The organism is Carnimonas nigrificans ATCC BAA-78, from assembly GCF_000526695.1.
Taxonomy (GTDB): domain Bacteria; phylum Pseudomonadota; class Gammaproteobacteria; order Pseudomonadales; family Halomonadaceae; genus Carnimonas; species Carnimonas nigrificans.
The window spans coordinates 256,044-283,003 of record NZ_JAGO01000010.1 but is presented as its reverse complement, the minus strand read 5'-3'; the positions used below and the strand labels follow the sequence as shown (position 1 = coordinate 283,003).

General features: G+C 52.2%; 24 protein-coding genes and 2 pseudogenes. 17 read left to right on the top strand and 9 right to left on the bottom strand.

Going from position 1 to position 26,960, the window contains the following annotated elements; genetic code table 11:
- Nucleotides 1-265 precede the first annotated feature (265 nt).
- Nucleotides 266-1,402, top strand: a complete 1,137-nt coding sequence (locus L881_RS0102520; RefSeq protein WP_034578200.1) for a zinc-dependent alcohol dehydrogenase family protein — start codon at nucleotides 266-268, stop codon at nucleotides 1,400-1,402.
- A 155-nt stretch (nucleotides 1,403-1,557) separates the two neighbouring features.
- Here the strand turns inward: L881_RS0102520 and L881_RS0102515 are convergent, their stop codons facing one another.
- Nucleotides 1,558-2,103 carry a GreA/GreB family elongation factor gene (locus L881_RS0102515; protein WP_084055374.1) on the bottom strand — a complete coding sequence of 182 codons (546 nt, stop codon included), beginning with the start codon at nucleotides 2,101-2,103 and terminating at the stop codon, nucleotides 1,558-1,560.
- A 302-nt stretch (nucleotides 2,104-2,405) separates the two neighbouring features.
- Here L881_RS0102515 and L881_RS0102505 point away from each other — a divergent pair, with 302 nt between their 5' ends.
- Together L881_RS0102505 and L881_RS0102500 are read left to right on the top strand one after the other, a co-directional pair.
- Nucleotides 2,406-3,041, top strand: a complete 636-nt coding sequence (locus L881_RS0102505) for an NUDIX domain-containing protein (RefSeq protein WP_034578422.1) — start codon at nucleotides 2,406-2,408, stop codon at nucleotides 3,039-3,041.
- Nucleotides 3,038-3,496 (top strand): DUF1249 domain-containing protein, encoded by a 459-nt coding sequence (locus tag L881_RS0102500; protein ID WP_025732148.1) that lies wholly within the window; start codon nucleotides 3,038-3,040, stop codon nucleotides 3,494-3,496. Before L881_RS0102505 ends, L881_RS0102500 begins: the two co-directional genes overlap by 4 nt.
- A gap of 100 nt (nucleotides 3,497-3,596) precedes the next feature.
- Here L881_RS0102500 and L881_RS0102495 read toward each other — a convergent pair whose 3' ends face one another.
- On the bottom strand, nucleotides 3,597-3,986 hold the full coding sequence (locus tag L881_RS0102495; RefSeq protein ID WP_025732147.1) for a NirD/YgiW/YdeI family stress tolerance protein: 390 nt from the start codon (nucleotides 3,984-3,986) through the stop codon (nucleotides 3,597-3,599).
- 534 nt (nucleotides 3,987-4,520) lie between these two features.
- On the opposite strand from L881_RS0102495, the gene L881_RS12695 reads away from it, so the two are divergent.
- The 6 genes from L881_RS12695 to L881_RS0102465 all read left to right on the top strand — a co-directional run bounded on the left by L881_RS12695 (nucleotide 4,521) and on the right by L881_RS0102465 (nucleotide 11,190).
- Nucleotides 4,521-5,288 (top strand): DeoR/GlpR family DNA-binding transcription regulator, encoded by a 768-nt coding sequence (locus tag L881_RS12695; protein WP_034578197.1) that lies wholly within the window; start codon nucleotides 4,521-4,523, stop codon nucleotides 5,286-5,288.
- 10 nt (nucleotides 5,289-5,298) lie between these two features.
- On the top strand, nucleotides 5,299-6,870 hold the full coding sequence (locus tag L881_RS0102485; protein WP_025732146.1) for a sugar ABC transporter ATP-binding protein: 1,572 nt from the start codon (nucleotides 5,299-5,301) through the stop codon (nucleotides 6,868-6,870).
- A complete protein-coding gene (locus L881_RS0102480; protein WP_025732145.1) occupies nucleotides 6,867-7,850 on the top strand; it encodes an ABC transporter permease subunit in 984 nt (327 codons plus the stop codon). Before L881_RS0102485 ends, L881_RS0102480 begins: the two co-directional genes overlap by 4 nt.
- Before the next feature lie 62 nt (nucleotides 7,851-7,912).
- Entirely contained in the window at nucleotides 7,913-8,854 is a 942-nt protein-coding gene (locus L881_RS0102475) for an ABC transporter substrate-binding protein (RefSeq protein WP_051464767.1), read from the top strand.
- A gap of 59 nt (nucleotides 8,855-8,913) precedes the next feature.
- Nucleotides 8,914-9,606 (top strand): L-ribulose-5-phosphate 4-epimerase AraD, encoded by a 693-nt coding sequence (araD, locus tag L881_RS0102470; RefSeq protein WP_025732143.1) that lies wholly within the window; start codon nucleotides 8,914-8,916, stop codon nucleotides 9,604-9,606.
- A gap of 9 nt (nucleotides 9,607-9,615) precedes the next feature.
- Nucleotides 9,616-11,190 (top strand): ribulokinase, encoded by a 1,575-nt coding sequence (locus L881_RS0102465; RefSeq protein WP_025732142.1) that lies wholly within the window; start codon nucleotides 9,616-9,618, stop codon nucleotides 11,188-11,190.
- A gap of 283 nt (nucleotides 11,191-11,473) precedes the next feature.
- Here L881_RS0102465 and L881_RS0102460 read toward each other — a convergent pair whose 3' ends face one another.
- Both L881_RS0102460 and L881_RS0102455 read right to left on the bottom strand, forming a co-directional pair.
- Nucleotides 11,474-12,688 (bottom strand): saccharopine dehydrogenase family protein, encoded by a 1,215-nt coding sequence (locus tag L881_RS0102460; protein WP_025732141.1) that lies wholly within the window; start codon nucleotides 12,686-12,688, stop codon nucleotides 11,474-11,476.
- A gap of 102 nt (nucleotides 12,689-12,790) precedes the next feature.
- Nucleotides 12,791-13,927 (bottom strand): carboxynorspermidine decarboxylase, encoded by a 1,137-nt coding sequence (locus L881_RS0102455; RefSeq protein ID WP_245587910.1) that lies wholly within the window; start codon nucleotides 13,925-13,927, stop codon nucleotides 12,791-12,793.
- A gap of 136 nt (nucleotides 13,928-14,063) precedes the next feature.
- Here L881_RS0102455 and L881_RS12690 point away from each other — a divergent pair, with 136 nt between their 5' ends.
- From L881_RS12690 to L881_RS13340, 4 genes are all read left to right on the top strand, one after another.
- Nucleotides 14,064-14,795, top strand: a complete 732-nt coding sequence (locus tag L881_RS12690) for a metallophosphoesterase (protein WP_025732139.1) — start codon at nucleotides 14,064-14,066, stop codon at nucleotides 14,793-14,795.
- A 350-nt stretch (nucleotides 14,796-15,145) separates the two neighbouring features.
- Nucleotides 15,146-16,090, top strand: coding sequence for a sulfate adenylyltransferase subunit CysD (cysD, locus tag L881_RS0102445; RefSeq protein ID WP_051464766.1), 945 nt, complete (start codon nucleotides 15,146-15,148; stop codon nucleotides 16,088-16,090).
- Entirely contained in the window at nucleotides 16,090-17,547 is a 1,458-nt protein-coding gene (gene cysN, locus L881_RS0102440; RefSeq protein WP_025732137.1) for a sulfate adenylyltransferase subunit CysN, read from the top strand. Before cysD ends, cysN begins: the two co-directional genes overlap by 1 nt.
- Nucleotides 17,548-17,667: 120 nt before the next feature.
- Nucleotides 17,668-17,889, top strand: coding sequence for a hypothetical protein (locus L881_RS13340; protein ID WP_156926478.1), 222 nt, complete (start codon nucleotides 17,668-17,670; stop codon nucleotides 17,887-17,889).
- A gap of 219 nt (nucleotides 17,890-18,108) precedes the next feature.
- Here the strand turns inward: L881_RS13340 and L881_RS0102430 are convergent, their stop codons facing one another.
- A complete protein-coding gene (locus tag L881_RS0102430) occupies nucleotides 18,109-19,095 on the bottom strand; it encodes a ChuX/HutX family heme-like substrate-binding protein (protein ID WP_025732135.1) in 987 nt (328 codons plus the stop codon).
- Nucleotides 19,096-19,254: 159 nt separating this feature from the next.
- Here L881_RS0102430 and L881_RS0102425 point away from each other — a divergent pair, with 159 nt between their 5' ends.
- A complete protein-coding gene (locus L881_RS0102425; protein WP_156926477.1) occupies nucleotides 19,255-19,827 on the top strand; it encodes a hypothetical protein in 573 nt (190 codons plus the stop codon).
- On the opposite strand, the pseudogene L881_RS14085 reads toward L881_RS0102425, so the two are convergent.
- A pseudogene (locus L881_RS14085) lies at nucleotides 19,803-20,756 on the bottom strand (helix-turn-helix domain-containing protein). The gene L881_RS0102425 and the pseudogene L881_RS14085 sit on opposite strands and share 25 nt — an antisense overlap.
- A 44-nt stretch (nucleotides 20,757-20,800) precedes the next feature.
- Nucleotides 20,801-20,999: pseudogene (locus L881_RS13940) on the bottom strand (DUF1698 domain-containing protein); the annotation flags it as partial.
- 468 nt (nucleotides 21,000-21,467) lie between these two features.
- On the opposite strand from L881_RS13940, the gene L881_RS0102400 reads away from it, so the two are divergent.
- Nucleotides 21,468-22,184: a hypothetical protein gene (locus L881_RS0102400; RefSeq protein ID WP_025732131.1), complete on the top strand. Its 717-nt coding sequence runs from the start codon at nucleotides 21,468-21,470 to the stop codon at nucleotides 22,182-22,184.
- 325 nt (nucleotides 22,185-22,509) lie between these two features.
- Here the strand turns inward: L881_RS0102400 and cmoB are convergent, their stop codons facing one another.
- Together cmoB and cmoA are read right to left on the bottom strand one after the other, a co-directional pair.
- On the bottom strand, nucleotides 22,510-23,502 hold the full coding sequence (gene cmoB, locus L881_RS0102390) for a tRNA 5-methoxyuridine(34)/uridine 5-oxyacetic acid(34) synthase CmoB (protein ID WP_025732130.1): 993 nt from the start codon (nucleotides 23,500-23,502) through the stop codon (nucleotides 22,510-22,512).
- Nucleotides 23,502-24,266: a carboxy-S-adenosyl-L-methionine synthase CmoA gene (cmoA, locus tag L881_RS0102385; RefSeq protein WP_025732129.1), complete on the bottom strand. Its 765-nt coding sequence runs from the start codon at nucleotides 24,264-24,266 to the stop codon at nucleotides 23,502-23,504. The genes cmoB and cmoA overlap by 1 nt, the downstream gene beginning before the upstream one ends.
- 268 nt (nucleotides 24,267-24,534) lie before the next feature.
- Between cmoA and pgi the strand changes: the two genes are divergently transcribed.
- Nucleotides 24,535-26,175 carry a glucose-6-phosphate isomerase gene (gene pgi, locus L881_RS0102380; protein ID WP_025732128.1) on the top strand — a complete coding sequence of 547 codons (1,641 nt, stop codon included), beginning with the start codon at nucleotides 24,535-24,537 and terminating at the stop codon, nucleotides 26,173-26,175.
- Nucleotides 26,176-26,356: 181 nt separating this feature from the next.
- The gene (locus L881_RS0102375; protein ID WP_025732127.1) at nucleotides 26,357-26,953 is read left to right on the top strand and encodes a YqiA/YcfP family alpha/beta fold hydrolase; all 597 of its coding nucleotides are present in this window, start codon (nucleotides 26,357-26,359) and stop codon (nucleotides 26,951-26,953) included.
- Nucleotides 26,954-26,960: the final 7 nt, after the last annotated feature.

Below are 26,960 nucleotides of genomic sequence, written 5' to 3'. Positions count from 1 at the left end.
AAGTGTATCGCGTAATGGGGAAAGAAGCTTGTTACTCAAGTGAGATTTTTCTGCGCATCTCGTGGCTGGTAGCGATACATCTCTCATGGACGGATGTTCTCAAGACAGGGGCCACTGTAGCGTCCTGGCGCAATAAGACGTTGTGAGACTACAAGTGCCGAAAAGCCGCTCGATATGATGAATGTGTGAGCAAGCTCATGTGATTGGCATCACTGCCGTCAATAGCAGAAGAGATGACCGCTGTTTTTAATCAAGGAGATTCGATATGCCCCCTATCACCACGCGTGCAGCAGTGCTCCGTAAAACGGGCACCGAACGTCCTTATTCCGAACATCAGCCGTTAGCGATCGAAGAATTTACCCTGACGCCTCCCGATCAGGGCGAGCTACTGATCAAGATACGTGCAGCGGGGCTGTGTCATTCGGATCTTTCGGTGATTAATGGTGATCGTCCGCGGGACCTGCCGATGGTGCTGGGGCATGAAGCAGCCGGAGAAGTGGTTGAGGTCGGTCCAAATGTCACTCGTTTCGCCGCAGGCGATCACGTAGTGCTGTCATTTGTACCCAGCTGTGGGAGCTGTGCAGCCTGTCTGGATGGGCACGCAGCCCTGTGCGCTCCAGGTGCGCGGGCCAACGGGGAAGGGGTACTGCTCAATGGTGGGCGTCACCTGTTCCAGGGAGATACTGCAATCAACCATCATTTGGGTGTGTCGGGCTTTGCCGAATATGCAGTAGTGTCCGAGCGCTCGGCAGTAAAGATTGATAAGGAGATGCCTTTTGATGTAGCGGCGGTCTTTGGCTGTGCCGTACTGACCGGGGCAGGGGCCTTGCTTCAAACAGCGAAACTGCGTGCAGGCCAGAGTGTTTTGATCGTGGGGCTGGGCGGCGTTGGCCTATCGGCAGTGCTGGCAGCCATTGCCGCTGGTGCGCGTCGGGTTATTGTCGCTGACATCCAGCAAAGCAAGATTGACCAAGCGCTGGCATTAGGGGCGGATATTGGGGTGTTATCCTCCCAGGCTGATGCCATTGAGCATGTGTTGACCGAAAGTGAGGGCGGCGTGGATATTGCCGCTGATTATGCAGGCGTGGCTGCTGCTCTGGAATTTGCATATGCGTGTACGCGGCAAGGCGGAACTACGGTTTCTGCTGGACTTCCTCATCCTGATGCGCGTATTCAGCTAAGCCCCAGTCAACTGGTGGCTCAAGAGCGAAAGCTGCTGGGTTCTTATCTTGGTGGCCATGTGCCAGCACTGGATACGCTTGAATACATGGCGCTTTATCGTAGTGGTAGATTGCCCGTCGATCAGTTGATTACCCACCGCATCACGCTGGATCAGATCAATGAAGGCTTTGAGCGGTTGGCTGCCGGCGAGGCCATCCGGCAAATTATCCTGTTTGATTAAGTCAGCCCTTATATAGCTGTGCTCACCACAAACGTCTTCCAAAAGAAGAGCGCCGTACCTGGGGTAGGCAGATGAATAGTCACCTGGCACCGTAAAGGGATTCATCGACTGCCCCAGATGCAACATGTCACCTATGGGGTGCATATGGCGTTACGTTAACTCGTCCCCCCTGCATTATCGTAGCGGATCTCCGTCACAATATAGTGAGTAACGCCCGCAGGCGCGGCAACATCTACGTCATCGTCGAGACGCTTGCCCAGCAGTGCACGGGCCATGGGAGAATCCACACTGATCCAGCGTTTGTCAGGCACGGTTTCATCGGGGCCAACAATACGCAGCTCAAGCTCCTCACCGTTGTCATCTTCGAGGGTCACATAGGCGGCGAAGAATATCCGGTTGGGATCGTCGGGGGCGCGATCCACTATTGTCAGTTCATCCAGCCGTTTTCCCAGATAGCGAATACGGCTAATGGTCTTGTTAAGTTCGCGTTTGTTATAGGTGTAATCGGCGTTTTCACTGCGGTCGCCCTGGGCGGCAGCTTCCCCTGTCTTTCGCGACAGTTCGGGGCGACGCACGCTGGTCAGGTGGTGGTACAGGCCCTGCATACGCTCGAAGCCTGCACGCGTAATGACATTGCTTTTGGCTTCCTGGCGCGGGTCCTTGGCGGGGTCTCGCCAATGTGTCATGTAGCGGCCTTTCATCGGTAATATGCCTATGCTGATTCTGAAGCGAATGGTGTTTTTTGAGATAACGGAAAGTATCCATTATGCGGATGCCATTGGCTTCTACCAACCCGTGGAAGGAGCAGAAGACAAGGGCTTCATACCGCACTGGTGCTTGAATTTGCCGTCAGTAAGCGCCATCTTGATGCAGAATCGTGTGTTTAGTCGCGCTTTTTTGCCATTGGCAGAGTCGTGTTTCGTCTTCTGAAACTCAGGGCCGAAACGCAAGCGCATAGCGTATTGGATGACGGGGTGCTGTAGTGGTAGATAACGCCAGGCAAGTGAAGCGAGGTGACGGCAACGTCGAGTTTACTGCGGGTGATGTTGAACTCACTGCGGATACACCGGTATATCAGGGCTTCTTTACCTTCTCGAAGCTTAAGTACAAGCACCGTCGCTTTGATGGGAGCTGGAGTGAAGAGGTAATCCGTGAAGTGCATGAGCATCACGATGCCGTCGGGGTGCTCTTGTATGATCCTGCGGCGGATGCAGTGGTGCTGGTCGAGCAGGTGCGTGCGGGTATCGTGGCGCGCCGAGATGGCACTACTCCGTGGGTGCTGGAAGTTGTTGCCGGGTTGATGGATACCGATGAAACGCCGGAGCAGGTGGGGCGTCGCGAGGTATGGGAAGAGGCGGGATGCCACATTGATGAGATGATCCCGCTCTACTCCTTCTACCCTTCGCCGGGGTGCTATACCGAGCGGGTACACCTGTACTGTGCCCTGCTCGACAGCAGTGCGGTGGGCGGCGTTCATGGTCTTGCAGAAGAGCAGGAAGATATTCGAGTGCATGTCATTCCCTTCCCTAAAGCAATGCAACTGCTGGAGGAAGGCAAGCTGGACAATGGCATGATGGTTATTGCAATGCAGTGGCTGGCGCGAGAGCGTGCGTCATTGCGTGCCAGGAGTAATGGATGAGTTTTTCTACGCCCGCCAAACGTGCCTATGTGACAGACCTCAAGAGTTTGCAGGCTGAGTGCGCCAGTAACTTTCTGCGGCTGTCGCGGCTGGTTAGCGGGCGTGCCGAGGGGGAGCGCATTGATATTGCGCTGGGCGAAAGCGATCGTTCGTTCGGCTGCTTGCATGTCGAGGTCGAAGAGCAGGCGCCTTACACAACCCGTCTGAACGTTACTCAAAGCGGCATGCTGGAGGCGCTGGTGGATTCACCGCGTATGCGGGTGCACCTTTATCATGATGTTCGCATGGCGGAAGTGGTCGATTTCCAGCGCAAGCGCCATTTTCAGGGGCGCTACCGCTACCCCAATGCACATATGCATCAGCCCGATGAAAAGCTCCAGCTCAACCGCTTTCTGGGCGAATGGCTGGATCACGCGCTGGAGCACGGTCGCAGTGCCGGTTCGTTAGGCGCCTGATAGCGCAGCGTTCGCAAGGCTTGTCAAAGCATCATACGCAGACGCCCAGCAACAGGCTGGGCGTTAATGTGTAGAGCAGATGGCCGATTGTTATGGCGGCTTATCTAATGAGCGTCACGCGATCAACATCAACGTCGATTCGACCATCGCGATGTCGCTCTACTTCCCCTTCCAACTGCACCTTATCCTGCGGCGTTACCTGTATCCCTTCCCAATCATCGTCATCAATCTCGACAGTGATGGTTTTGTTGCTGGCATCCTTGAACTCATAGTATTCGTGTGATAGCTGCCTGGTAATGTTCCCTTGCAGGATGATCGGCGTATCGTCCTCCTGTTTCAGCGCCTCGCTGACAGTAGATATCGCCCGGGACTCATTCATATCCTGCTTTTGCGCCCCGCCCGGACCGATAAAACCACCCTGCTGAGCCGCTGCGCTCATGCTGAACATCATGGCGATCAACGCCATGGAAGAGAGAGGGAGCATTTTCATACGTATTCCTCAAGCACGTCGTTAACATGATTGTTAAGACGTTGATGACTATAGCGCACCACCTCCGGCAGCAGGCTGAAAAATGGGGGTGTATGACGAAAGTCGGATAAGAAAGAAAATAGCGGATTGGAGAGGCTGTGCTGACCAAATTTTCAATATAGGCATCTTTACTCAAGTGATTTTTAGAATTCTGAAAAATTAATGTTAATTATTTTGTAAGCTTGATATGTCCTTTGAAAGTAAGAGGTTATCTATCCTTTGTCCATTTCTCTTCTGATAGAAGTACCTCCAAATATGATGTTTAGCGCCCGAATGCAATTGGCTAGTATGCGCCGAAACCAGCTTTATCCTAAAGTATAGTATTGAGGATGGAATCTCTGATTCTGATCGACATTTCCCGCCAAAATAACATGATGTACCTTGGTCTATAATACTAAATTATTGAAGCAATTTTTTCAAAAAGGGGAGAGTATTGCCCGTACGTGATTAAGGTTAATCATGTGTGTGATTGCCCATAACCAAAAGAGCTCCGTAATGAGTGAATTCGACCGCCATACCCAAATCGAGTATCTACTTCAGCAACGTTCATTTATTACCGTGAATGAGCTGGCAGATATCCTGGGTGTTTCAGCGGCTACTGTCAGGAGGGATATAGATAAGCTCGATGACGATGGATGTGTACAAAAAGTATATGGAGGAATCGCTGCAATAAATGACGCACACCGGCGCCGCGCTATCGCTCTCCCCTTCACAGACAATAGAGATATAGCTGTCGAAGCTAAGCGAGCTATAGGTAGAGAAGCCAGTAAGCTGGTGCGGGAAGGTAGTTTGATCGTTATTCATGGTGGCTCTACCTGCTTTCATTTCGGTATGCATATTGCTGATAGAAATGTCCGTATTTTGACGCATTCAATGCCACTGGCGGCCTATCTATCTGAATTTGGTCATTGTCAGTTGACCGTTGGTGGTGGTGACTTGCATCGCGAGCCAGGCATCCTTCACGACCCTGGGCTTGAGGACCATACCTTTTTTGCTTCCCAGTTTTTTGTAGGTGCGCTTGGTGTAGGTGCACAGGGAATGATGGAGTCCCAGCCTTTATTGGCACATTTGGCCAGACATTTTGCTGATCGAGTCAATGAGGTCGTACTTCTGGTTGATAGTCGTAAGTTCAAGGAAGAGGCTCCCTTAGTTGTCTTGCCATTAGGGCGAGTATCCCAAGTAGTGACTGACAGTGGATTATCTGATGCTGATGCAAAAATGCTGGAAAGCCAGAATATCCATTACACGATTGCCGACTCCTAAGGGGGAATATATGTACGAACCTAATATACCTCTATTGAAAATGAATCATATCTCCAAAACATTTGATGGGATCAAGGCATTGCAAGACGTGTCCTTGACTGCGTGGAGTGGAGAGGTTCATGCCTTGATGGGAGAGAATGGCGCAGGAAAATCCACCTTGATGAAGATTCTCTCTGGTGCATTAACACCGGATAAGGGCGGGGAAATCCTGGTAGATGGACAAACTATTCCTACTGGCAATACTCGTGCATCAAGGTCTTATGGCATTGCTGTTATATATCAAGAGCTGTCTCTTTCCCCTAACTTGTCTGTGGCGCAAAATATATTTTTAGGTGTTGAGAAGTCACGAGGTGGAGTGATCAACCGGAAGGCAATGCTGGCTTCGGCCAAGCCTGTGCTTGACAGGCTTGGAGTCAGTTTCGAACCGGATGCACTGGTAAGAAACTTGTCATTAGGTGAATGCCAGTTAGTGGAGATTGCCAGGGCCTTATCGCTTGATGCGCGTATTATTGTAATGGATGAGCCTACCACTTCACTATCAGGTCGTGAGACAGAAAAACTTTTTGAAGTAATTGCAAGGCTTAAAACTCAGGGTATTGCGGTCATATATATTTCCCATCGCATGGAGGAAATCTACCGGTTATCTGACCGCTGTACCGTTCTTCGGGATGGTACTTATGTAGGAACACTTGATAAAAATGAGATTAATGCCGAGCGGTTAGTCACGATGATGGTTGGGCGTGATATATCATCTTTCTACAAGAAAGAGCATAAAGCGAGTGATTCATCTCGTGATATTGTATTGTCGGTAGATGATCTCTCTGATGGAAAATTGGTAAAAGGGTGTTCATTTCAGGTACATCGCGGAGAAGTTCTTGGAATTTCAGGGCTGGTAGGCTCTGGACGCACAGAATTATTACGACTGATCTATGGCGCTGACACAGCCGTACGGGGAAATGTACATGTTGAGGGGGAGAATGTATCTCCCAAATCCCCCAGAGAAGCGCTACACAAGGGGATAGTCTATCTCACGGAGGACCGTAAAGGTCTTGGTCTTTTCCTGGATATGACAATCTCTGACAATGTAAATGTGATGGTGTCTATTAGAGACGCCATTCTGGGCGGCATTCGTCATTTTTCTATGGCGTCCCAGCGAACAGATAGAGCAATAAAAAATCTAGCCATACGCACACTGTCAATAAAACAGAAAGTAGGATCTCTTTCTGGTGGGAATCAACAGAAAGTTCTTTTAGCGCGTCTACTTGAAGCAAATCCTAAAGTTATTTTATTGGATGAACCCACGAGAGGGGTAGATATTGGCGCTAAGTCAGAAATTTATAAGCTGATTGATGAACTGGCTTCTCATGGTCTTGCTATTGTCGTTGTGTCGAGTGAATTGCCAGAAATTATTGGTATTGCGGATCGTTGCTTAGTCATGAGTGAAGGAGAGATTGTTGGCGAAGTCACAGCTACTTCAGAACACCCAATTACCCAAGAAGCACTAATGACACTATCCACAGGATTGAATCGTTCTAACACCGTGCACAAAGCATCTGAAGTGATTCAGGAGAATTTGATATGACATCAACACCTCTGCGAGACCAATCCAGAGTTGCCACTCGTATGCGTTCGACATTTGTGGCCCTCGGGATGCTCCCGGTACTCATTCTATTGGCTATTGCTTTCCAGTTAATGACCGGCAAGTTTTTAACAGGGAACAATTTATCAATTGTAATGCAGCAGGCATCAATTAATATTGTACTTGCGGCTGGTATGACTTTCGTTATCTTGACGGCGGGCATAGATCTTTCTGTAGGATCTATATTGGCTGCTTCGGCAATAGTGGCTGTGAAGATATCTCTTTGGCCTGGACTAGGGTTATTGGGTATTCCAGCAGGCATCCTTACAGGACTTGCGTTTGGTTTGTTCAATGGTGTGCTTATTTCTTTCCTGAGATTACCGCCTTTTATAGTCACTCTTGGGGCGCTAACCGCTGTACGTGGCATGGCCCGTCTTATGGGGGATGACACCACCATATTTAATCCTGACTTACCTTTTGCCTTCATCGGGAATGGCAATATTTTAGGAGTTCCGTGCCTGGCTATTATTGCCATGGTAGTGGTACTGCTCTCATGGTTTATTCTCCGTGCAACTGTCCTTGGTACATGGATCTATGCGACTGGAGGCAATCAAGAGGCTGCAAGGCTAGCTGGTATTAAAGTATGGCTTGTCCTTTTGTTTGCGTATGGTATTTCTGGACTGTTTGCTGGTCTTGGTGGCGTAATGTCCTCAGCCCGCTTGTATGCAGCGAATGGGTTACAACTTGGTCAATCTAATGAACTTGATGCAATCGCTGCAGTTATTCTTGGCGGTACGAGTTTAGTGGGAGGGGTGGGGTCTATTTGGGGGACGTTGGTAGGGGCACTTATCATCGCTGTATTGTCAAATGGTCTAATTCTTATGGGAGTCTCTGATATTTGGCAGTTTATTATTAAAGGGCTTGTCATTATAGTTGCAGTAGCTTTGGATCGTTACAGAATGAAGGGCGGAGCCAGAACTTAGAACTCAGGATGTTGGTCTTGTAATTAATATATTATTTTCTAAATGCTGTGAGAGGACATAAAATGTTCAACAAAATTACTACTATTATCTTGTCAAGTGCATTGATAGCTACCTCTGGTGTTGCTGCTGCACAGGAAAAGAAATTAGAGAACGTTGGTATCTCAGTAGCTTTATTAGGCAATCCTTATTTTGTCGCTACAGTCAAAGGCGTTACTAACGCTGCCAAGAAAATAAACCCCAATGTCAAGGTTACATCAGTTTCAGCTGATTATGACCTAAACAAACAAGTCAGTCAGATAGATAATTTCATTGCAAAAGGTGTAGATATTATTATGCTGAATGCTGTGGATGAGAAGGCTATAGCTCCAGCAGTCCTGCGAGCAAAAAATGCCGGTATTACTGTTGCAGCATTTGATGTTTCCGCCCCAGGTGCTGAAGTTACCGTAATGACAGATAACAAGGCAGCGGGTCGCAAGGCATGTCAGTATATTGTGGATACGTTAAAAGGCGAAGGGAATGTAGCGATTATTAAGGGACCTTCATCTTCTTCTCTTAATGACCGATTTGAAGGTTGCTCGGAGGTATTCTCTAACACAGCAGGGATCAATGTTGTTTCTAAAGATCAAAATGGGCAAGGAAGTCGCGATGGTGGCTTAAATGTAATGCAAGGGCTACTGACTCGATACGATAATCTTGATGCTGTTTTCGCCGCAAATGATCCCATGGCCCAAGGGGCACAATTGGCTGCGCGTCAATTTAATCGCTCCAAACTTATTATCACGGGTGTTGATGGTGCGCCTGATACTGTGCAGTCACTAAAATCTGGTAATTCATTGATCAAGGCTACTGCGAGTCAGGATCCCTATGGGATGTCTGAGAAAGCACTTAACCTGGCCTATCAGTTATTTGAGGGGAAAGAGCCTCAGGAAAAAACCATATTGCTCGATCCGCAGTTGATTACTGAAAATAATGCAAATGACTACATTGGTTGGGATGATCACTAATTTGGATATGATGTAATAAAAAGTACTATATTTATCCTTACCTGATAAAGGAGATCCCTATGTCTTCGGTTGCTGGCCTTAAACAATCTGTATTACAGGCTAATCTTGATATTGTCAGGGATAAGTTGGTTGTCGCTACCTTCGGTAATGCTAGCGGGATTGATAGAAATAATAATCATATAGTTATTAAGCCTTCTGGTGTCTCATTTGAAACCATGAAGTCAGAAGATATGGTTACTGTTCATATCGACGGTTCTCTGATTGATCATCATTTACGACCATCGTCTGATCTTGATACCCATCTGGTATTGTACCGAGCCTTCGATGATATAGGCGGAGTCATCCACACTCATTCCACCTACGCAACAATTTTTGCCCAGGCACAGGTCCCAATTCCATGTTTTGGTACCACTCATGCTGACTACTTTAGAGGAGAGATACCCGTTACGCGTTCTCTTCGTTCTGAAGAGTTAGGTGAGCGTTATGTAACCGCTACTGGTGAGGCAATTGTTGAAACTTTTAGTAATAGTGACCCGTTGGAAATCCCTGCTGTATTAGTAGCAGGCCATGGCCCCTTTGTGTGGGGCCGAACACCAAAAGAAGCCGCTCTGAATGCTTTGATACTTGAGGAGTGTGCTCGTATGGCATGGCATACCATGCAGCTTAATCCCCAGGTGGCACCAATCTCTTCTATGTATAGGGATCGCCATTTTCTACGTAAACATGGCGCTCATGCGACTTATGGGCAATAAGGAGCCAGTATGACACTTGTAGCTGGGGCTGACTTTGGAACACTTAGCGTGCGTGTCACTATTATGGACACCGCTTTAGGAAAAACAGTTGCAACTGAAATCGCTGAGTATCCTCTCAAACGTTCGCCAAATGACCCTCTTTGTGCGCAACAAAGCCATGATGACCATATGATGGCTCTTGTTGGAGCAATGCGTAATGCCTGCCAAAAAGGGGGGGTAGATGGACGCTCTATTGCTGCTTTTGCCGCAGATACTACTGGTTCAAGCGTAGTCATGGTAGATGAAAAACTACGTCCGTTAGATGACTATTACCTGTGGTGTGATCATCGCGCACATAAAGAAGCAAAAGAAATTACAGCCCTAGGAAATGAAGAAAAACTGGAAGTCCTGAAGTGGTGTGGTGGGACATATTCTCATGAATGGGGATATGCAAAGCTATTACATTTTTTACGTCATTCTCCTGACAAACGTAATCGCTTATATACGGCTATGGAACACTGTGACATGCTGGTTGCCACATTATGTGGCTTGAAGTCACGGGAAGAGCTTCCGCGTTCTGTGTGTGCCATGGGGCATAAATGGATGTGGAGGGAGGAATTCGGAGGGTTACCACCTCAGGATTTCCTGTCTAGAGTAGATCCTCTATTTAATGATATTAACGACAAACTTGACGGACACTATGGCACAGCGGGAGATATTGCTGGAACATTATCGCCTGAATGGGCCGACAAATTAGGCTTAAAACCTGGGATCCCAATTTCCTTTGGTGCTTTTGACAGTCATTGGGATTCTATCGGTTGTGGGTGTAAAGCCGGTGATATTGTTAATGTCGTCGGAACATCAACTTGTATTATTGCCCTGGGGGACAATGCGCTGTCACCAGTACCAGGGATCTGTGGTGTAGTTCCTGGTAGTGTTGTGCCTGGCATGCTGGGAGTAGAGGCTGGGCAATCCGCGACAGGTGATATCTTCGATGCCATTGCGCGCCGTGCCGGGACATCAGTAGCCGCTCTATGTGACCAACTGGAAGGTAGAAGACCGGGCCATACAGGCTTGTTGCGCTTGGTTTGGGATAATGGCGATCGTACTGTACTGGCCCGCTCAGATCTCTCGGGTGTCACCTTGGGGTGGGATCTTGGGCATACAGCTGCAGATGAAATGCATGCTGCCTTGGAGGGTATGGCAATGCATGTCAGAGTGATACATGATCGCATGTCCCAGCATGGGCTCTCTATTCAGCGGGTTATAAATGGTGGGGGGATTCCACAGAAGAATAGCGTCCTTAATCAGATATATGCAGATATGTTGGGTAAGGAAATTCTAGTGCCTAAGTATTCTCCGACAGGGGTAGGTGCGTGCATTTTTGCTTCTGTAGCTGCTGGTCTGTTTAAAAATATTGAAGATGCTCAGCAAACATTATGTCCACCCTTGGTTACCGTTACTCCTAATGAAAACAATCGCAATGCCTCTGATAAACTATATGGATTATTCAAGGAGCTATATTTTGGATTTGGGGAGGGGCAGGCAGTGGATCTTGCGACTGTTTTACCCCGTTTGCAAGCTTTCCGTTTAGGACATGATTAATTTTGTAAGGGTAGCTGGGTCAAGGATTGATAGAGCATCGCTGCATATTGACAGTTAATCCAGCCTTTTAATCAGAGCTTTAAAGCCGAATCACTTGTTCGCTGTAATGAATCATTTTTGGATAGATGATCCGATAGGGATTATTTTATAGTCTACCGTACCTTGATTTAAGATCTTCGTTGCGGCTGGTGATTTACCAGCGTTAAGCATATTTCTTTATTAAGGTACGGTAGTGCATCTAATGTGTACTTTGTATGCGCGCAGAGGCATCGCCCCTTGCCACCTACCTCACCTCAATCTGCGTCGTCAGGCCGATGCGCTCCAGCACCTCGATAAAGGGCTTGGGTGGCAGCTCTTCGACGTTGACCATGCGCTTCACGTCCCATTCGCCGCTGGCAATCAGCAGTGCGGCAGCCACGGCGGGCACGCCGGCGGTATAGGAGATGCCCTGGGCACCGGTCTCCTGATACGCTTGTTCGTGATCGGCCACGTTATAGATAAACACTTCTCCCGCCTTGCCATCCTTGGTGCCTTTTACCAGGTCGCCAATACAGGTTTTGCCGGTGTAGTCGGGCGCCAGCGAGCCGGGGTCGGGGAGCACCGCCTTGACTACCTTGAGCGGTACGACTTCCTGACCTTCTGCGGTAGTGACCGGCTGTTCCGAGAGCAGGCCGAGATTTTTCAGCACCGTGAACACATTGATGTAGTGATCGCCGAAGCCCATCCAAAAGCGCACATTGGGCACGTCGAGGTTCTGTGACAGCGAATGGATTTCATCGTGGCCGGTCATATAGGCTTTCTGCTTGCCCACTACCGGCAGGTCCCATTCGTGGCCGATTTCGAACATCTTGTTCGCTACCCACTCACGGTTCTGCCACGACCATACTTGACCGGTAAATTCGCGGAAGTTGATTTCAGGATCGAAGTTGGTCGCGAAATAGCGGCCATGGCTACCGGCATTGATATCGACGATATCAATGGATTCCAGCGTATCGAAGTAATCATCCAGCGCCAGCCGCGCGTAGGCGTTGACGACGCCGGGATCAAAACCGGCACCGAGAATGGCGGTAATGCCGGCCTTTGCCACTTCCTCGCGGCGCTTCCACTCATAGTTGCCGTACCACGGTGGTGTTTCGCAAATCTTGAGCGGATCTTCATGAATAGCGGTGTCGATATAGGCCGCACCGGTGTCGATACAGGCGGTCAGCACCGACATGTTCAGGAAGGCGGAGCCAACGTTGATCACGATGGCCGCAGAAGTCTCACTAATGACCTTCTTGGTTGCTTCTACATCCAGAGCATCAAGCGCATGAGCCTTGATAGTGCCGGCCGTTTTCAACGAGTGCTTGTCGTGAATCGACGTGACGATCTCCTCTGCCTTGGAGAGCGTTCGCGAGGCGATATGAAGATCACCGAAGACATCGTTGTTTTGCGCACATTTGTGTGCCACGACCCGAGCGACGCCACCAGCGCCGATGATAAGGACGTTTTTCTTCATTTCAGTAGGGATTCCCTCGTTAATAAACGTGGTTGTGAAGATAAATATCGTGAAAAAACCGTAGCGCACTCACAATGAAGTGAATGCGCCGAACACGTCCGCTCACGACAGGCTGGACGCGTAATCCTCATAGCCGAAGCGGCGAATTTCAGTGATGCTGCCATCCAGCTCCCGCACCGCAATGGCGGGCATGGCAACGCCATTAAACCAGTTTTTCTTTACCATCGTGTAACCGGCAGCATTAGCGATCGACAGGGTATCGCCCACCCTGAGCGGCTGCGGAAAGCGGAAGGTGCCGAAGATATCGCCCGCCAGACACGACTTGCCGCACACCATCACCTCGTGCTCCCCCTGGTTGGGCTTGATGCTGGCATCTTCGCGATAGATCAAAAGATCGAGCATATGTGCCTCGATGGAGGAATCGACCACTGCCAGCGATTTGCCGTTATGCAGGGTATCGAGCACGCTCACTTCAAGGGTGGCCGTATCGGTGATGGCAGCTTCGCCCGGCTCAAGATAAACCTGCACGCCAAAGCGCTCGGAGAAGGTTTTCAGGCGCGTGCAGAACGCTTCCAGCGGGTAATCTTCACCGGTAAAGTGAATTCCTCCCCCCAGGCTCACCCACTCCAGTCGCTCAAGAATGGCGCCGAAGCGCGTTTCGATGGTGTCGAGCATGTCGTTGAACAGCGCGAAGTCAGCGTTTTCGCAGTTGTTGTGAATCATCACGCCGCTGATGCGGTCGATAACTTCCAGCACCTGTTGCGGTTGTGATTCGCCAAGCCGACTGAAGGGGCGAGCAGGATCAGCGAGATCAAACGAGGATGACGAAATGCCGGGGTTAAGACGCAGGCCGCGCTTGATGCCGCTGGCCGCCTGATCGAAGCGCTCCAGCTGCTGAATCGAGTTGAAGATGATCTTGTCGGCGTAACTGACCGCTTCATCAATCTCGTGCTTCGCCCAGGCCACCGAATAGGCATGAGTTTCGCCGCCGAATTTCTCGCGGCCAAGGCGCACTTCGTTGAGAGATGATGAGGTAGTACCATCCATATGGTCGCACATCACATCGAAGACGCACCAGGTAGCGAAGCACTTCAATGCGAGCAGGGTCTTGGCGCCCGATCTCTGGCGCACCTGGTCCATGATGCGCATATTGCGCAGCAGTTTTTGCTTGTCGATCAGATAGTAGGGCGTTTTCAGCATGAATAGGGACTCGGCCACCTGGTGCAATAAATCAATCACTTGTGAAAACATGCGGCGGCGATTTTGCGCGAGCGCCGCAACATAGAGGCAAGTCGCGTAATATAGCGAACTTTGTCGCGAAATGTGTGAACTTTGCACACGGTTTTTCCACTGCTTCAGCGAGACATCACTCACCATGCGTTTGATTCAACTGAGCGATATTCACCTAAAGGCCGATCCCGCCGCGGAGGTCAGGGGCAGCAACCCTGAGCAGCGCTTTCGGGCCGCACTGCGCGCTCTGGGCAACGAGCGCTTCGACTACCTGCTGCTATGTGGTGATGTCAGTGATGATGGCTCATCGCGCAGCTACCAGCGGATTATTGAAGGCTGTGATGCGCTGGGTGTCGAATGGGGCTGGATTCCCGGCAACCACGATGATCCTGCGGAGATGGTGCGACATAGACCGCTGTTGCAGGAAGTGCGCCTTGGGCAGTGGCGACTGTTCGGGCTGGATTCATGGGTGGAAGGCTGGGATGGCGGCGAAGTGGGCGCTGAACAGCTCGCTGCGCTTGAATCCCGTGTCGAGGCGAGCGATGGGCCCTACCTGATTGCGCTGCATCATCCCCCTATTGAGCCGCCAACGCGCTGGATGGGCAGCATAGACCTGCGCGACAAGGGCGACTTTTGGGCCTGCATTGATCGCCTTTCTCTGCCGCCTGCGGCGGTGCTGTCTGGGCATATTCATACTCCGGTGGCGCAGCAGCGTGGCGCAGCGCAGGTGCTGACATCGCCCGGCTGTGTCGATCAGTTTGATGCCCATCAGGATGAGTTCACGATTGATGCGACCCTATTGCCGGGATATCTGGTCGTAACGCTGGATGAACAGACGCTGCGCGAGTGGCAGGTCGTGCGCTTTCCGCTGGAGTAGGGGCGCTCTGAGCGCCAAGACGTGCACCGTGGGCAGGGGCGAAACCAAACGAAATTGCTCTCTTCCTTGGCATCTCTGGCAGCGAAAACGTTATCCGTTTATTCGGTGTCGTTATAACCAGATCTTCATACTACATAGGCGCTGATTCTTTGACGTTATAGCGACGCCGCTATAGGGTGTGTGCATCCCGCACTGCCCATGGCCCACGCGTCTGCCAATGCGTAGTACCATTCGGGTGGCTGCCTCTATATTCACGCGATAGCCTGTTGCAAGGTCAACGCAAGGCGCTGTACGCGTTAAACAACGATGGCTAGATCGAATCCCGCACCGTTTCTCCATGAGGTTTCTGCATGACATCCGACGCTCGTTCTACCGTCGAGATGACACCGTCATCTGAACGGTTGACTCATCTTAAGCAGTTGGAAGCCGAGTCCATTCACATTATTCGTGAAGTGGCGGCCGAGTTCTCCAATCCGGTGATGATGTACTCCATCGGCAAGGACTCCTCGGTAATGCTGCACTTGGCGCGCAAGGCATTTTATCCCGGCAAGCCGCCGTTTCCTCTGATGCACGTCGATACTACGTGGAAATTTCGTGAGATGTACGAATTCCGCGACCGTATGGCCAAGGAATCGGGGATGGAGTTGATCGTCTATACCAATGAAGAAGGACGTGAAGCCGGTATCAACCCCTTCGATCACGGAAGTGCCAAGCATACCGATATCATGAAGACGCAAGCGCTCAAGCAGGCGTTGAACAAGTATCAGTTCGATGCCATGTTTGGCGGCGCACGTCGTGATGAGGAAGCGAGCCGCGCCAAGGAGCGTGTCTTCTCGTTCCGCGACAAGCACCATCGCTGGGACCCGAAAAGCCAGCGTCCGGAGCTGTGGAACATTTACAACAGCCGGATCAACAAGGGCGAGTCGATCCGCGTCTTCCCGCTCTCCAACTGGACCGAGCTGGATATCTGGCAGTACATCTATCTGGAAGAAATTCCCATCGTACCGCTCTATTATGCAGCGCCGCGCCCCGTGGTTGAGCGCGATGGCATGCTGATCAAGGTGGATGATGAGCGTATGCCGCTGGAAGAGGGCGAGACGCCCGAGGAGCGCTGGGTGCGCTTTAGAACGCTGGGCTGCTATCCGCTGACCGGCGCGGTGGAATCGCACGCCGCGACGCTGCCCGAAATCATTCAGGAGATGCTGCTGGCTCGCACCTCCGAGCGTTCCGGGCGCGCTATCGACAAGGACTCGGCGGGTTCGATGGAACGCAAGAAGCGTGAGGGGTACTTCTAATGGCAGAGCAACATGAGAGCTTTAGCGAGGAACAGTCAACGCTGATTGCCTCGGACATCGACCGCTACCTGCGCGAGCAGGAACAGAAAGGTCTGCTGCGTTTTATCACCTGCGGCAGCGTGGATGACGGCAAATCGACCCTGATCGGGCGGCTGCTGTTTGATTCCAAGCGTATCTTCGAAGATCAGCTGGCAGCGATTACGCGCGATTCGAAAACCCAGGGCACCACCGGTGATCGTGTCGATCTGGCGCTGCTGGTCGACGGCTTGCAGTCCGAGCGTGAGCAGGGCATCACCATTGATGTCGCCTATCGCTTCTTCGCGACCGATAAGCGCAAATTTATTATCGCTGACACCCCAGGGCATGAGCAGTACACGCGCAATATGGCGACCGGGGCATCGACAGCGGCGCTGGCGGTGATCCTGATTGATGCGCGCTACGGAGTGCAAACCCAGACGCGCCGCCACAGCTTTATCTGCGATCTGCTGGGCATCAAGAATTTCGTGATTGCGGTCAACAAGATGGATCTGGTGGAGTTTAGCCAGCAGCGTTTCGAGGAAATCAAACGCGACTATCTGGCCTTTGCCGAAAAGCTTGAAGTACCTGAAATCAGCTTTGTGCCCATCTCTGCGCTGGAAGGCGACAATATCGTCAATCGCAGCGAGCATACGCCGTGGTACTTTGCTGATCCTTCGGCCAAATCGCTGCTGGAAGTGCTGGAAACCACCAATACCGAGCTGGCGCAAAACCTCACCGAACTGCGTTTGCCGGTGCAATACGTCACGCGCCCCGACCTCGACTTCCGTGGCTATGCGGGCACTCTCGCCGCTGGGGTGCTGCGTCCGGGGCAGGCCGTCAAGGCGCTTCCTTCCGGTCAGCAATCCACCGTTGAGCGCATTGTAACTTTCGATGGTGATCTTGAGCGCGCTTATCCCGAGCAGGCCATTACGGTTACGCTTGAAGATGAAATTGATATTTCGCGCGGCGACTGGATTGTCGGTGCAGATGATGACGTAGTGCTGAGCGATGCCTTCGATGCTGACCTGGTGTGGATGGGCGAAGCGCCGCTTACTCCAGGCCGCCAGTACGATATCAAGCTGGCGACCCGCGAAACCAGCGGTGAAGTGAACGAGATTCTCTACGGCATCAACGTCAACGATCTTGAGTACTATCAGGCCGAGCAGCTTGGCTTGAATGATATCGCTCGCGTGCGCGTAGCGCTCACTCAGCGCCTGCCCCTCGACAGCTATCGCACCATTCCCGGCACCGGCAGCTTTATCGTGATCGACCGCTTGACCAACGTCACGGTTGGGGCTGGCATGATTCGCCATGCGCAGGTGGATGCCAATATCGAGCGTCACACGGATGTGGAAGGTTTCAAGCAAGAGCTTGCCGCCTTGATTGAACGCTACTTCCCGGGCAAGTCAGCGGCTGATCTGCCGACGCTGCTCAAGTAGTTTCGTTCAACCGCGTCAATACCAACGGCGCCAAGACCAACGCCCCGTAGAGGCACACACCTCTACGGGGCGTCGCGTATCTAGCCATCGGGATCAGTCGTAGTAAGAGAAGCTCGCGTCATGCCGACGCTCTTGCAAGGTGCGCTCATGGCGGTGCCTGCGTGGATTTCCGCACATCCAGCAGGAGCAGATGCAGCCATGGTGGGCAAATCGGCCTGCATTAATGGTGATTCTTGCTTGATCCTGCGTCACTTTATCGGTGGTATCGTTCAGCCAGATGGGGTGTCTACGCTCTCGGCGCAGAAAGTTGGCTTTTACCCGTTGTTCGTGGTGGCGACGTAATGCTCTGTTCATCGGCGGCTCCATGGTCTTGAGCCGCAAAAGCCCCGGTCAATCAAGGCCGAGGCTAGGAAAGTGTTGGTAAATTGGCGTTCCATGCAAAAGCACAGCAGGAAGTCAGAAAATCGTACCCGAGGGTGGCTATTTGAGCAACCGACCGGGCGTTACTGGCCTAATAACCCCTTCCTTAGCGCCTGTCTTCTCATCCGGAAGGGCGCCTCGCTAGCCAAACACACTCATCGCGCGCATGGTGCTGGCCGGCATGCATATCGGCGCGGCGTCGGTAAGGCTCGCGATCAGGCGACCATTGCCGCCAAAGGCTTCAAGGCGAGTACGCATACCACCTTTACTGGGGTAGCTGACCATCCAGGTATGGGCGATGGCTTCACGTTCGATGCGCAGGGTAGCGCGTGAACCGCACGCTTCGATATGACGCTGACGGCGCCCCACATGTCCAAACACGCCCGTATGGTGATGAATCGCGCCTGTATTGGCGATACCGAGACACAAGGGACGCTGTGCCTGCGCAGCTCGTTCAAGCGTAGCGATAAAGCCTTGCGGCGTCATGCGCTGCGTAAAGCGGTTTTCCAGTGCAGCGTAGGCTTCCACGCGGCGCAAGCGATGCCTGTTGAGCAGCGTCGTGATATCACTGTCACTGCGTAGCGCACTCCACTCATCGGCGAGGTAGGGAAGTTCGGGAGCCGTAGCACCAGCCGGTTCGCGGTGGATATCCACCAGCTCGGTAAAGGCTGGCTGATGCTCAATCTGAAGCCGCGCAATACGCTGCCAGCCCTCGGCTACCGGGCTGTCGGGGCGACTGGCAAGACGGTGCAGCAGCCTGCCGTAACGGTCAAAAACCTCGATGGAAGGATATTCATCCTGATTCAGACACGCCCAATGCCAATGCGGGAGCAGCATGCGCAGCGATACGGTGGAGGAGTCACTGCTGGCAATTTTCAGCTGATCGCTGCGGCTTGAGAGCATCGAGCATGACGATGGCGTCGTGATTTCCAATGCGCCGAGCGACGGCAGACGCATAACCAGATCGCAGGGCGTCAGCGCCAGGCCAGTCACGCCTTCGCCAATACGCGCGGCCTGGATATGGCCGTGACTGATCGAGAGCTGGCGCGCCAGATCCTGAATATTGAAATCGGGAACGCGTGAAAACGCTTCGCGGTAGGCTTCGCGAATGGGGACAGTCTGATCCATGGGAATACCTCGCAATATACCCTCAGAGTCATAATTTTCAGGAGGATATTGAACATTACCATATGGTAATGAATGATTAGACTATTTTGTTATGGGTTTTTATTTTGCAATAGTTATAAACTATTGGTTGAGTATGTTCTTGATAGCAAAGGGGTAAGTATGGAAAAGTCTACAGTATTTAATTTTAAAAACAATATATTAATGCTATTAGTACTTGCATTAGGATTTTTTGTTGAATTATTTTTTTTCTACAGTATACCTGCAAATGGGCGGTCGGGAGAATTTTGGTTTACTTGCTCATTTATCGGTGCTTTAGTGATTTTTCTATCTTTATGGGTGCATTCTGGAGTTTGGTTGGAACATCTTGGGGGTGATACATGGTTGAAGAAACGTGGTATAGTATCCGAACGTCAGAAGTATTTAACATTTGATGATTTTAAAGAGTATATAAGTGATCAAGCGCTAGCCTCTTTTATGTTCTCAGTAATGATTTCTTGTGGGCGACAGATATACTTTGCTATTCAATATCATCCGGTCCTTCTCTTGGTTATGGGTGTTGGGATATTTATTTGCCATGTCTCTATTATTTTTCTTATTGTTGCTTCTTTTGTGAAATTTGCTAGTAAGCTGCCTTACAATATGCTGGTTGGACTCTTTTCTATTATATTAGCGGTATTTTTTATTGTTCTGTTTTCTTGGTTTGGCATTCACTCTGTAGCACCGCGTGGATAAAGGCTCCTATGTAAACCTAGTACGTTGTTCACGATTGGCCCCCATCGTTTGACTGGAGGTTGATCGTTTATTCCCGCATGTAGCCGCTGGTAGTTATATTGGCGTAACCACTCTTTCAGAGCTTAACCATGCTCATTCGAACCGTCATGGCTCTGTGCATAGGTTCATTTCCGCAAAGCGGTCTGGGTGAATCGCTCCCTCCGCCTTGCCGTTTGTTCGAAGTGTATAAGGAGGCGTAAAGCGCTGCTTCAAGTCCCAGTTGATGGCACAAACGAGCAAACTCACGAGGGCGGTAGCTGGGGATTGATACGCCCATCTAAGCGTGTGTAATGAATCAGCGGCTGCAACAGCGCCCCGCAGGCACTCATGCCCGTCATCTTCCTGTATTGTGGTAGGGCAACGCGCGAATGATCATCTATTGCCACATGGACGTATTCCCAATCTACTCCGTGTGAGTTGACGGTTCTCTCCCAGTAACTCGATGCTCTGGATGGATGCTCGAGCCGCCCCAGCTTCTTGATATCGGGGGTAGCATGTCGCCAAGCGATTCATATTCATACCGATTCAGTGGGCGGTGCCTGGTTGGCAAGTTGGTTGTTCCCCCGTGCCAGGATACGAGCCATGGTGCTTTTACCTACCTTCAACGTCATTGAGATTTGGCGATAGGTACGGCGCTCTCGACGCAGTTGAATCACTTTTTGGTGCACTGTTTGATCGTATTCATGGAGGCAGGTGAAGGGCCTGGAACTGCGATTGCCAAGCCCTGCCGGACCTTCTGCCCGGAAACGGCGTAGCCATTTGTATATGGTCCGCACGCTGACGCCCTGTGCTCTGGCCTCTTCACTTGGACGCAGGCCTTCATTCTTGTAACTGTTCACTCGGGTTTCCCTTTCCTGAAGGTTGTGGATTCGGCACCTTGAGTCTTTCAGGGTTGGACCCGAGTGAACAACCTACCTGAAAGTCACAATTAGGCTCACTTCTCTCTGGTCGCGACAAGTAGCGCGCGGCGTGGAGCGGGATAACCTTCGATGGTCTTGTGCTGATCCTCGGGATCGAGAAAGTCCTTGAGTGACTGAAAGGTCATCCACTCGGTGCTGCGCTGCTCATCGGCTGGTATCGGCTTCATCGACCACGCGGATATCGGTGACACCGCAGCGCTCAAGCCAAAGCGCTCCGGTCGAGTCCTTCAGAGCGAGAAACGCGATCCACGTTGTAAAGCTCGGTCTACTCGTTGGTAGTATGCCGCTGGATGTGTCGCTGACGATCCAGCGCACGATAGCGGAAACCGTCACCAGTTCTTTGCCGGGCTGGAGAGAAATCACGGTGACGCGCCCTGACACGGGCAAGGTCACACCTGGCGATAAGGGCATAAGTGCCTCTGACATAGCAGGCGGCTTCATGCATGAGGCGTGGCATGGAAGCTCCATTGCAAGGCTGGGCGGCCATCCTGTCGATTGGAATGAAACATCCTTAGTGACATATAGGCAACGAAACGCCAGCGTCGAGGACGGCATGCTTTTCCGCAACCTGCCTCAGCAAGCCGGGGCATAGCCCGAAAGCCCGACTCGTTCATAATTTTTATTGGGTCACGCTAAACTGCCATGAAGCAATACGTCACCGGAGAATTTAGAGGATATCTTATGGATGGCATTCCCTCTTGGGTTAATACTGTTATTGGCGTTTGCGGTGTTCTAGGAACGATCGTTACCGCTATCGCAACTTTTTTTCTATGGCGCGTAACCAAGACTCTTGCCCATGAAACGACAAGGATGGCTGAGGCTGCAGCTCAGCCACATGTCGTCGTGACACTTACACCTAATCGGTGGTCAATGCGGCATTTTGATATTCACATCGACAACACCGGAAATGCGACAGCATATGACATTTCTATCGCCCTAGATCCTGCACTAGAAAATAGGGAGGAATGCGGAGACAGGATCGAAATCCCTTTTCAGAAAATAAGCGTCCTCAAACCCGGTCAAGGTATGGTGAGTTATTTGTCTGAATTTGGACAACTGAAGGGCAGGACCTATAAAGTTGACATTAGCTGGAAGCGTGATGTGTCCAGCCAACAGCGTCAGAAAAATTCATATACCTTAAGTATGCTCGACTATGAGGGAGTCAGTTATGTTGGAGATGAGCCACTGGTTGAGATCGCCAAACATATCAAGAAAATTGAGGAAAACTGGAGGCCGGTTGCCAAAGGACAAAAACGCATAAAAGTAGATGTGTTTAGTGGCTTTGATAGGCTGCATGAGCGCCGCAAAGCGAATCGGATGCATCGTCAGTGGCAAAGAGAGCAAGAGGTTAATTCTTCAAAGAATACGCAATCTGACACTCCGAATTCTCAGCAATAATTTGTTTTAAATCCGGGCGCGGTGCTTGCAGGCCGCGTTATTCCCGCCTCTTGATGTATCGCATAAAGCGAAACATCCCGATTGTGGCCGGGGTATCGTCCTGCTCCTGCATGGTTTTCGACGTTTTATCCTTGGAGATGGCAGGCATCCAGTCCCTACCGTTCGCCAGTCGTTCGGCTTTGCTGGTAATGTCGGCCTTCTTCAACTTCGCTAGCTGGGTGACATGCGTCGGAGCCTACGGGCTCCACGGTTTCCAGAATGGCGGGCTTGGCGATGTAACGGAAATAGCCCCTACAGGCGTATGTGCTCTCCACGAGCGTTGTGCTTACTTCTCTCTGGTCGCGACGAGCACCGCGCGGCGTGGGGCGGGGTAACCTTCGATGGTCTTGTGCTGATCTTCGGGGTCGAGAAAGTCCTTGAGTGACTGAAAGGTCATCCACTCGGTGCTGCGCTGCTCATCGAGGCTGGTATCGGCTTCATCGACCACGCGGATATCGGTGAAGCCGCAGCGCTCAAGCCAATGGGCGAGGGCTTTGGATGAGGGCAGAAAGTAGACGTTGGGCATGGCCGCGTAGCGTTCGCCGGGCATCAGCACGCTATTTTCGTCACCTTCGATTACCAGGGTCTCCAGCACCAGCTCGCCACCGGGGCGCAGCGCTTCACGCAACTGGTGAAGGTGATCGAGAGGGGAGCGGCGGTGGTAGAGCACGCCCATTGAGAACACCGTATCGAAGGCTTCCAGCTGGGGTGGAAGGGATTCGATGCCGACCGGCAGAAAGTGGGTGCGGTGCTGATCCGCGTGACCGATAAAGTGGCGCAGTGCCTGAAACTGGAAAAAGAAGCGCGGTGATGGATCAATGACCAGCACAAAGGCCGCGCCTGCACCAGCCATGCGCCAGCCGTGATAGCCGCTGCCACCGCCCACATCGAGCACGCGGCGGTGGGTCAGGTTGCTGAGATGGGGCGCTACGCGCTGCCACTTCCAGTCAGAACGCCACTCCGTATCAATAAAAATGTCGGCCAGTTGAAACGGCCCTTTGCGCCACGGCTTGAGTTGACGCAGCAGACTCTCGGTTTTGGCTCGATCCGCGTCACTGAGTGATACCTCGACCGTCAGGGTGTCGCTATCAAGGGAGACGCGGCGCTGTTCGGGCAAGGCGGGTAGTTTTTCCACAGCGCGCTGCCAGGCGGGCAGATCACCGAAGCGCTTCCGGTCAAGCCCCGAAGCCAGTTGTTCGGGAAGCAGCGCCAGCCAACGATGCAGCCCCTGATCAATAAAGGCTCGGTAAAGGTCGCGGTGTTCAGGATCATAGGCCATCAGGAAGCATTCTCCGCTGACGCCTTGATTGCCACCATCGACGCGAAATTTAGGTACTCAAACCAGGTGAAATGGCGCTCAAACCCAGCCTCTTGCAAACGCTGATGGTGAGTGGCGAGGGTGTCGGTAATCATGACATCTTCCAGCGCCGTGCGTTTCTGGCTGATTTCAAGCTGTGAATAGCCGTTGGCGCGCTTGAAGTCGTGGTGCAGATCAAAGATTTCTGCATCAATGGCGCTGCTTTCGCGAGTGATTTTCTCCGATAGCACCAGAACACCGCCCGGCTCTAGCGCATCGAACAGGCGTTGAATCAGCCCCGCGCGCTGCTCGGGCGGCAAAAATTGCAGGGTAAAGTTGAGCACGATCATCGACGCAGGCTGATACTCAAGCGCCAGCACATCGGCTTCCAGCAGCTCGATATCCTGCTGTCGCGCGGCGGGCACATGTGTAGTGAAATTACGTTTTGCATGCGTCACCATCGCATTCGACAGGTCAACCGCCGTAATCGTCCAGGCGCGTTCAGGCAGACGCTCTGCTACCGCCAGGCTGACCGCTCCATGGGAGCACCCCAGGTCGTAAAGGCGGCCGCCGGGGCGCAGCCAGCGCTCGGCAAACAGCCCACACATCGAGACAATCTGCGCGTAGCCGGGCACCGAGCGGTTGATCATGTCGGGAAAACAGCGAGCCACCCGCTCATCGAACGAGAAATTGGTGACGTGGCCCCGAGGGGAAGCGTAAATTCTGTCGTGCTGAGTATCGTTCATTGCGGTTGACCAAAACTTTCGTAAGATGACAACGTAAAGCGGTATGCTAACGCGTTATCATTGGGTAGCTGGCAGCCAGAAATGGCGACATTGTCATCTCGGCGTAGCGGGCGCTATGTTACCTCTTAACAGGTAAACTGCTCCAGTGGTGAGCTTGCCTCTATTATATCGTTCTGCGCTGGCGTTACGCGGCGCGGGGCCTGGCGGGATTGCAACGCCAGTGCATCAGGCGCTGGCACAATTACATTCAAAACGGGAGAGACGACTGATGTCGATTAAACAATCTGCGGCGTGGAAAGCCCTTCAGGAACATCTTGACAGCGGCATGCGCGACGTTCACCTCAAGGAGCTGTTCGCCGAAGATGGCGATCGTTTCAGCACGTTTTCCCGTCAGGCAGCGGGTATTACCCTGGACTTCTCCAAGCAGCGTCTGCGTGGTGAAACCCTCGACAAGCTGATTGCACTGGCTGAAGAAGCGGGCGTAAAAGAGGCGATTCCGCAGATGTTCCGCGGTGACAGAATCAACGCCACCGAAGATCGCGCCGTGCTGCATACCGCTCTGCGCAAGCCCGCCAGCGATGAGCTGGTCGTGGAAGGACAGGATGTCGTCGCCGATGTGCACAAGTCACTCAAGCGCATGGCTGAGCTGGTTGAAAAACTGCACGCCGGCAATTGGAAAGGGGCGACCGGTAAAACCATCACCGACGTGGTGAATCTGGGCGTTGGCGGTTCTGATCTTGGCCCGCTGATGGTCTCCAATGCACTCAGCGGCTTCCGCGCTGAAGCAGCCAATCCAGTGGCGGTTCACTTCGCTTCCACCATTGATGGCACGCAGCTTGCCGATATTCTGCCCAGGCTCGATCCTGAAACCACCATCTTTATCTACTCGTCGAAGTCCTTTACCACCATCGATACCAAGGCCAACGCCGATACCGCGATGACTTGGCTGAATCTGGGCACCGGCGCGCAAGAGCCTGAACTCAAGGCCAACCACTTTATCGGTGTCTCTACTCAGGCCGACAAGATGGACGAGTGGGGCTTTGCCGCTGAGCACCAAGTCCTGTTCTGGGATTGGGTCGGCGGTCGCTATTCGCTGTGGAGCGGCATTGGCCTGGGTATCGCCATCGAAGTCGGCATGGATAACTTCCAGCGCTTGCTGGCCGGTGCTCACAAAATGGATGAGCACTTCCGCACCACCGAACTGAAAGACAACCTGCCGGTACTGTTCGCGCTGGCCGGTGTCTGGAACGTTGACTTCCTCGACATTCGCTCGCTGGCGGTGCTGCCTTATGACGGTCGCCTCAAGTCGCTGCCGGGCTACTTCCAGCAGCTTGAAATGGAATCCAACGGTAAATCGGTCACCAATGCTGGACAGCACGTTGACTACTCGACCTGCCCGATTATCTGGGGTGAAGTAGGGCCGAACGGCCAGCACGCGTTCTATCAGCTACTGCACCAGGGCACTCAGAAGGTCGCGTGTGATTTCATCGCGCCGCTCAATCGCTACGACGAAATCGAAAACGACGCGCTGCGTGAAAGCTTCAAGGTTCAGCACCGTCTGGCGCTGGCCAACTGCTTCGCGCAATCTCGTGTACTGATGCTGGGCGACGACGCGATCAAGAGCGAACAGACTCCGCCTCCCTACCAGCGCTATGCGGGCAACCAGCCTTCCTCTACGCTGCTGATCGACTCGGTTAACCCTGAAACCCTCGGTGCTCTGGTAGCGCTCTATGAACACAAGGTATTCGTGCAGGGCGTTATCTGGGATATCGACTCCTTCGATCAATGGGGCGTGCAGCTCGGCAAGAAAATTGCCACTGAAACCGAGCAGAATCTGATCACTGGCGAAGGGCTTGATCAACTCGACGACTCTACTCGCCATCTGATTGATATCGTGCGCAAGGCGTAACGATAGTGCTTGAGCCTGACTACTGTTTGCGTATACAGTTATTATGTATCTAAAGCAGTGAGTCAGGCATGACAGCCGCCAAAGCTGCATCAGTCGCCATGATTGATGCAGCTTTTTTACGAAATACCTGTTTCTCACCAGCGCAGGCACTTTTTGCTTAATGACTGGTCATGGATGCTGTATGAGTATTAATACGGTTCTTTATTTACACGGTTTCAACAGCTCGCCCGATTCGTTCAAGGCGCAGGCTACCGAGCGTGCCATGGCGGCTCTGCCGCAGCCTGTTGAATTCATCGCGCCGCAGCTCGATCCGGAGCCTGCCAAAGCGATGGCCCAGATCGACGCCATTATCGACAGCGTTGCCAATGACAGCACGGCACGCCTTGGGCTGATTGGCAGCTCGATGGGCGGTTTCTATGCCACCTGTGCCGCCGAACAGCGCGGCATTGAGGCGGTGGCGTTGATCAATCCGGCGGTTCATCCTGCTGTTTTCGCCAGTGAATGGGTCGGGCAGACGCACCTGAATGAAACCAACGGTTCACAGGTCACCATTGAGCCGCACTTTGTCGATCAGCTGCGCCAGTTGCAGCCCGCGCAGATCAGCGCCCCTGAACATTATCTTGTGATGCTGGGCGCCGTTGACGAGGTACTCGACTATCGTCAGGCGCTTGCCTATTACCAGGGCGCCACCATCAAGGTTGATGCCGAAGGCGATCATGCGCTGGAAAGTTACGTGGGCGATCTGCCCGATGTGCTCGCCTACTTCCATTTGTCTTAACACCCTG

What these genes read in the sequence shown, in the direction of transcription:
- L881_RS0102520 (WP_034578200.1), top strand. Translation starts at nt 266, where the DNA reads ATGCCCCCTATCACCACGCGTGCAGCAGTGCTCCGTAAAACGGGCACC.
- L881_RS0102515 (WP_084055374.1), bottom strand. Translation starts at nt 2,103, where the DNA reads ATGAAAGGCCGCTACATGACACATTGGCGAGACCCCGCCAAGGACCCG.
- L881_RS0102500 (WP_025732148.1), top strand. Translation starts at nt 3,038, where the DNA reads ATGAGTTTTTCTACGCCCGCCAAACGTGCCTATGTGACAGACCTCAAG.
- L881_RS0102495 (WP_025732147.1), bottom strand. Translation starts at nt 3,986, where the DNA reads ATGAAAATGCTCCCTCTCTCTTCCATGGCGTTGATCGCCATGATGTTC.
- L881_RS12695 (WP_034578197.1), top strand. Translation starts at nt 4,521, where the DNA reads ATGAGTGAATTCGACCGCCATACCCAAATCGAGTATCTACTTCAGCAA.
- L881_RS0102485 (WP_025732146.1), top strand. Translation starts at nt 5,299, where the DNA reads ATGTACGAACCTAATATACCTCTATTGAAAATGAATCATATCTCCAAA.
- L881_RS0102480 (WP_025732145.1), top strand. Translation starts at nt 6,867, where the DNA reads ATGACATCAACACCTCTGCGAGACCAATCCAGAGTTGCCACTCGTATG.
- L881_RS0102475 (WP_051464767.1), top strand. Translation starts at nt 7,913, where the DNA reads ATGTTCAACAAAATTACTACTATTATCTTGTCAAGTGCATTGATAGCT.
- araD (WP_025732143.1), top strand. Translation starts at nt 8,914, where the DNA reads ATGTCTTCGGTTGCTGGCCTTAAACAATCTGTATTACAGGCTAATCTT.
- L881_RS0102465 (WP_025732142.1), top strand. Translation starts at nt 9,616, where the DNA reads ATGACACTTGTAGCTGGGGCTGACTTTGGAACACTTAGCGTGCGTGTC.
- L881_RS0102460 (WP_025732141.1), bottom strand. Translation starts at nt 12,688, where the DNA reads ATGAAGAAAAACGTCCTTATCATCGGCGCTGGTGGCGTCGCTCGGGTC.
- L881_RS12690 (WP_025732139.1), top strand. Translation starts at nt 14,064, where the DNA reads ATGCGTTTGATTCAACTGAGCGATATTCACCTAAAGGCCGATCCCGCC.
- cysD (WP_051464766.1), top strand. Translation starts at nt 15,146, where the DNA reads ATGACATCCGACGCTCGTTCTACCGTCGAGATGACACCGTCATCTGAA.
- cysN (WP_025732137.1), top strand. Translation starts at nt 16,090, where the DNA reads ATGGCAGAGCAACATGAGAGCTTTAGCGAGGAACAGTCAACGCTGATT.
- L881_RS13340 (WP_156926478.1), top strand. Translation starts at nt 17,668, where the DNA reads ATGCCGACGCTCTTGCAAGGTGCGCTCATGGCGGTGCCTGCGTGGATT.
- L881_RS0102430 (WP_025732135.1), bottom strand. Translation starts at nt 19,095, where the DNA reads ATGGATCAGACTGTCCCCATTCGCGAAGCCTACCGCGAAGCGTTTTCA.
- L881_RS0102425 (WP_156926477.1), top strand. Translation starts at nt 19,255, where the DNA reads ATGGAAAAGTCTACAGTATTTAATTTTAAAAACAATATATTAATGCTA.
- L881_RS0102400 (WP_025732131.1), top strand. Translation starts at nt 21,468, where the DNA reads ATGGATGGCATTCCCTCTTGGGTTAATACTGTTATTGGCGTTTGCGGT.
- cmoB (WP_025732130.1), bottom strand. Translation starts at nt 23,502, where the DNA reads ATGGCCTATGATCCTGAACACCGCGACCTTTACCGAGCCTTTATTGAT.
- cmoA (WP_025732129.1), bottom strand. Translation starts at nt 24,266, where the DNA reads ATGAACGATACTCAGCACGACAGAATTTACGCTTCCCCTCGGGGCCAC.
- pgi (WP_025732128.1), top strand. Translation starts at nt 24,535, where the DNA reads ATGTCGATTAAACAATCTGCGGCGTGGAAAGCCCTTCAGGAACATCTT.
- L881_RS0102375 (WP_025732127.1), top strand. Translation starts at nt 26,357, where the DNA reads ATGAGTATTAATACGGTTCTTTATTTACACGGTTTCAACAGCTCGCCC.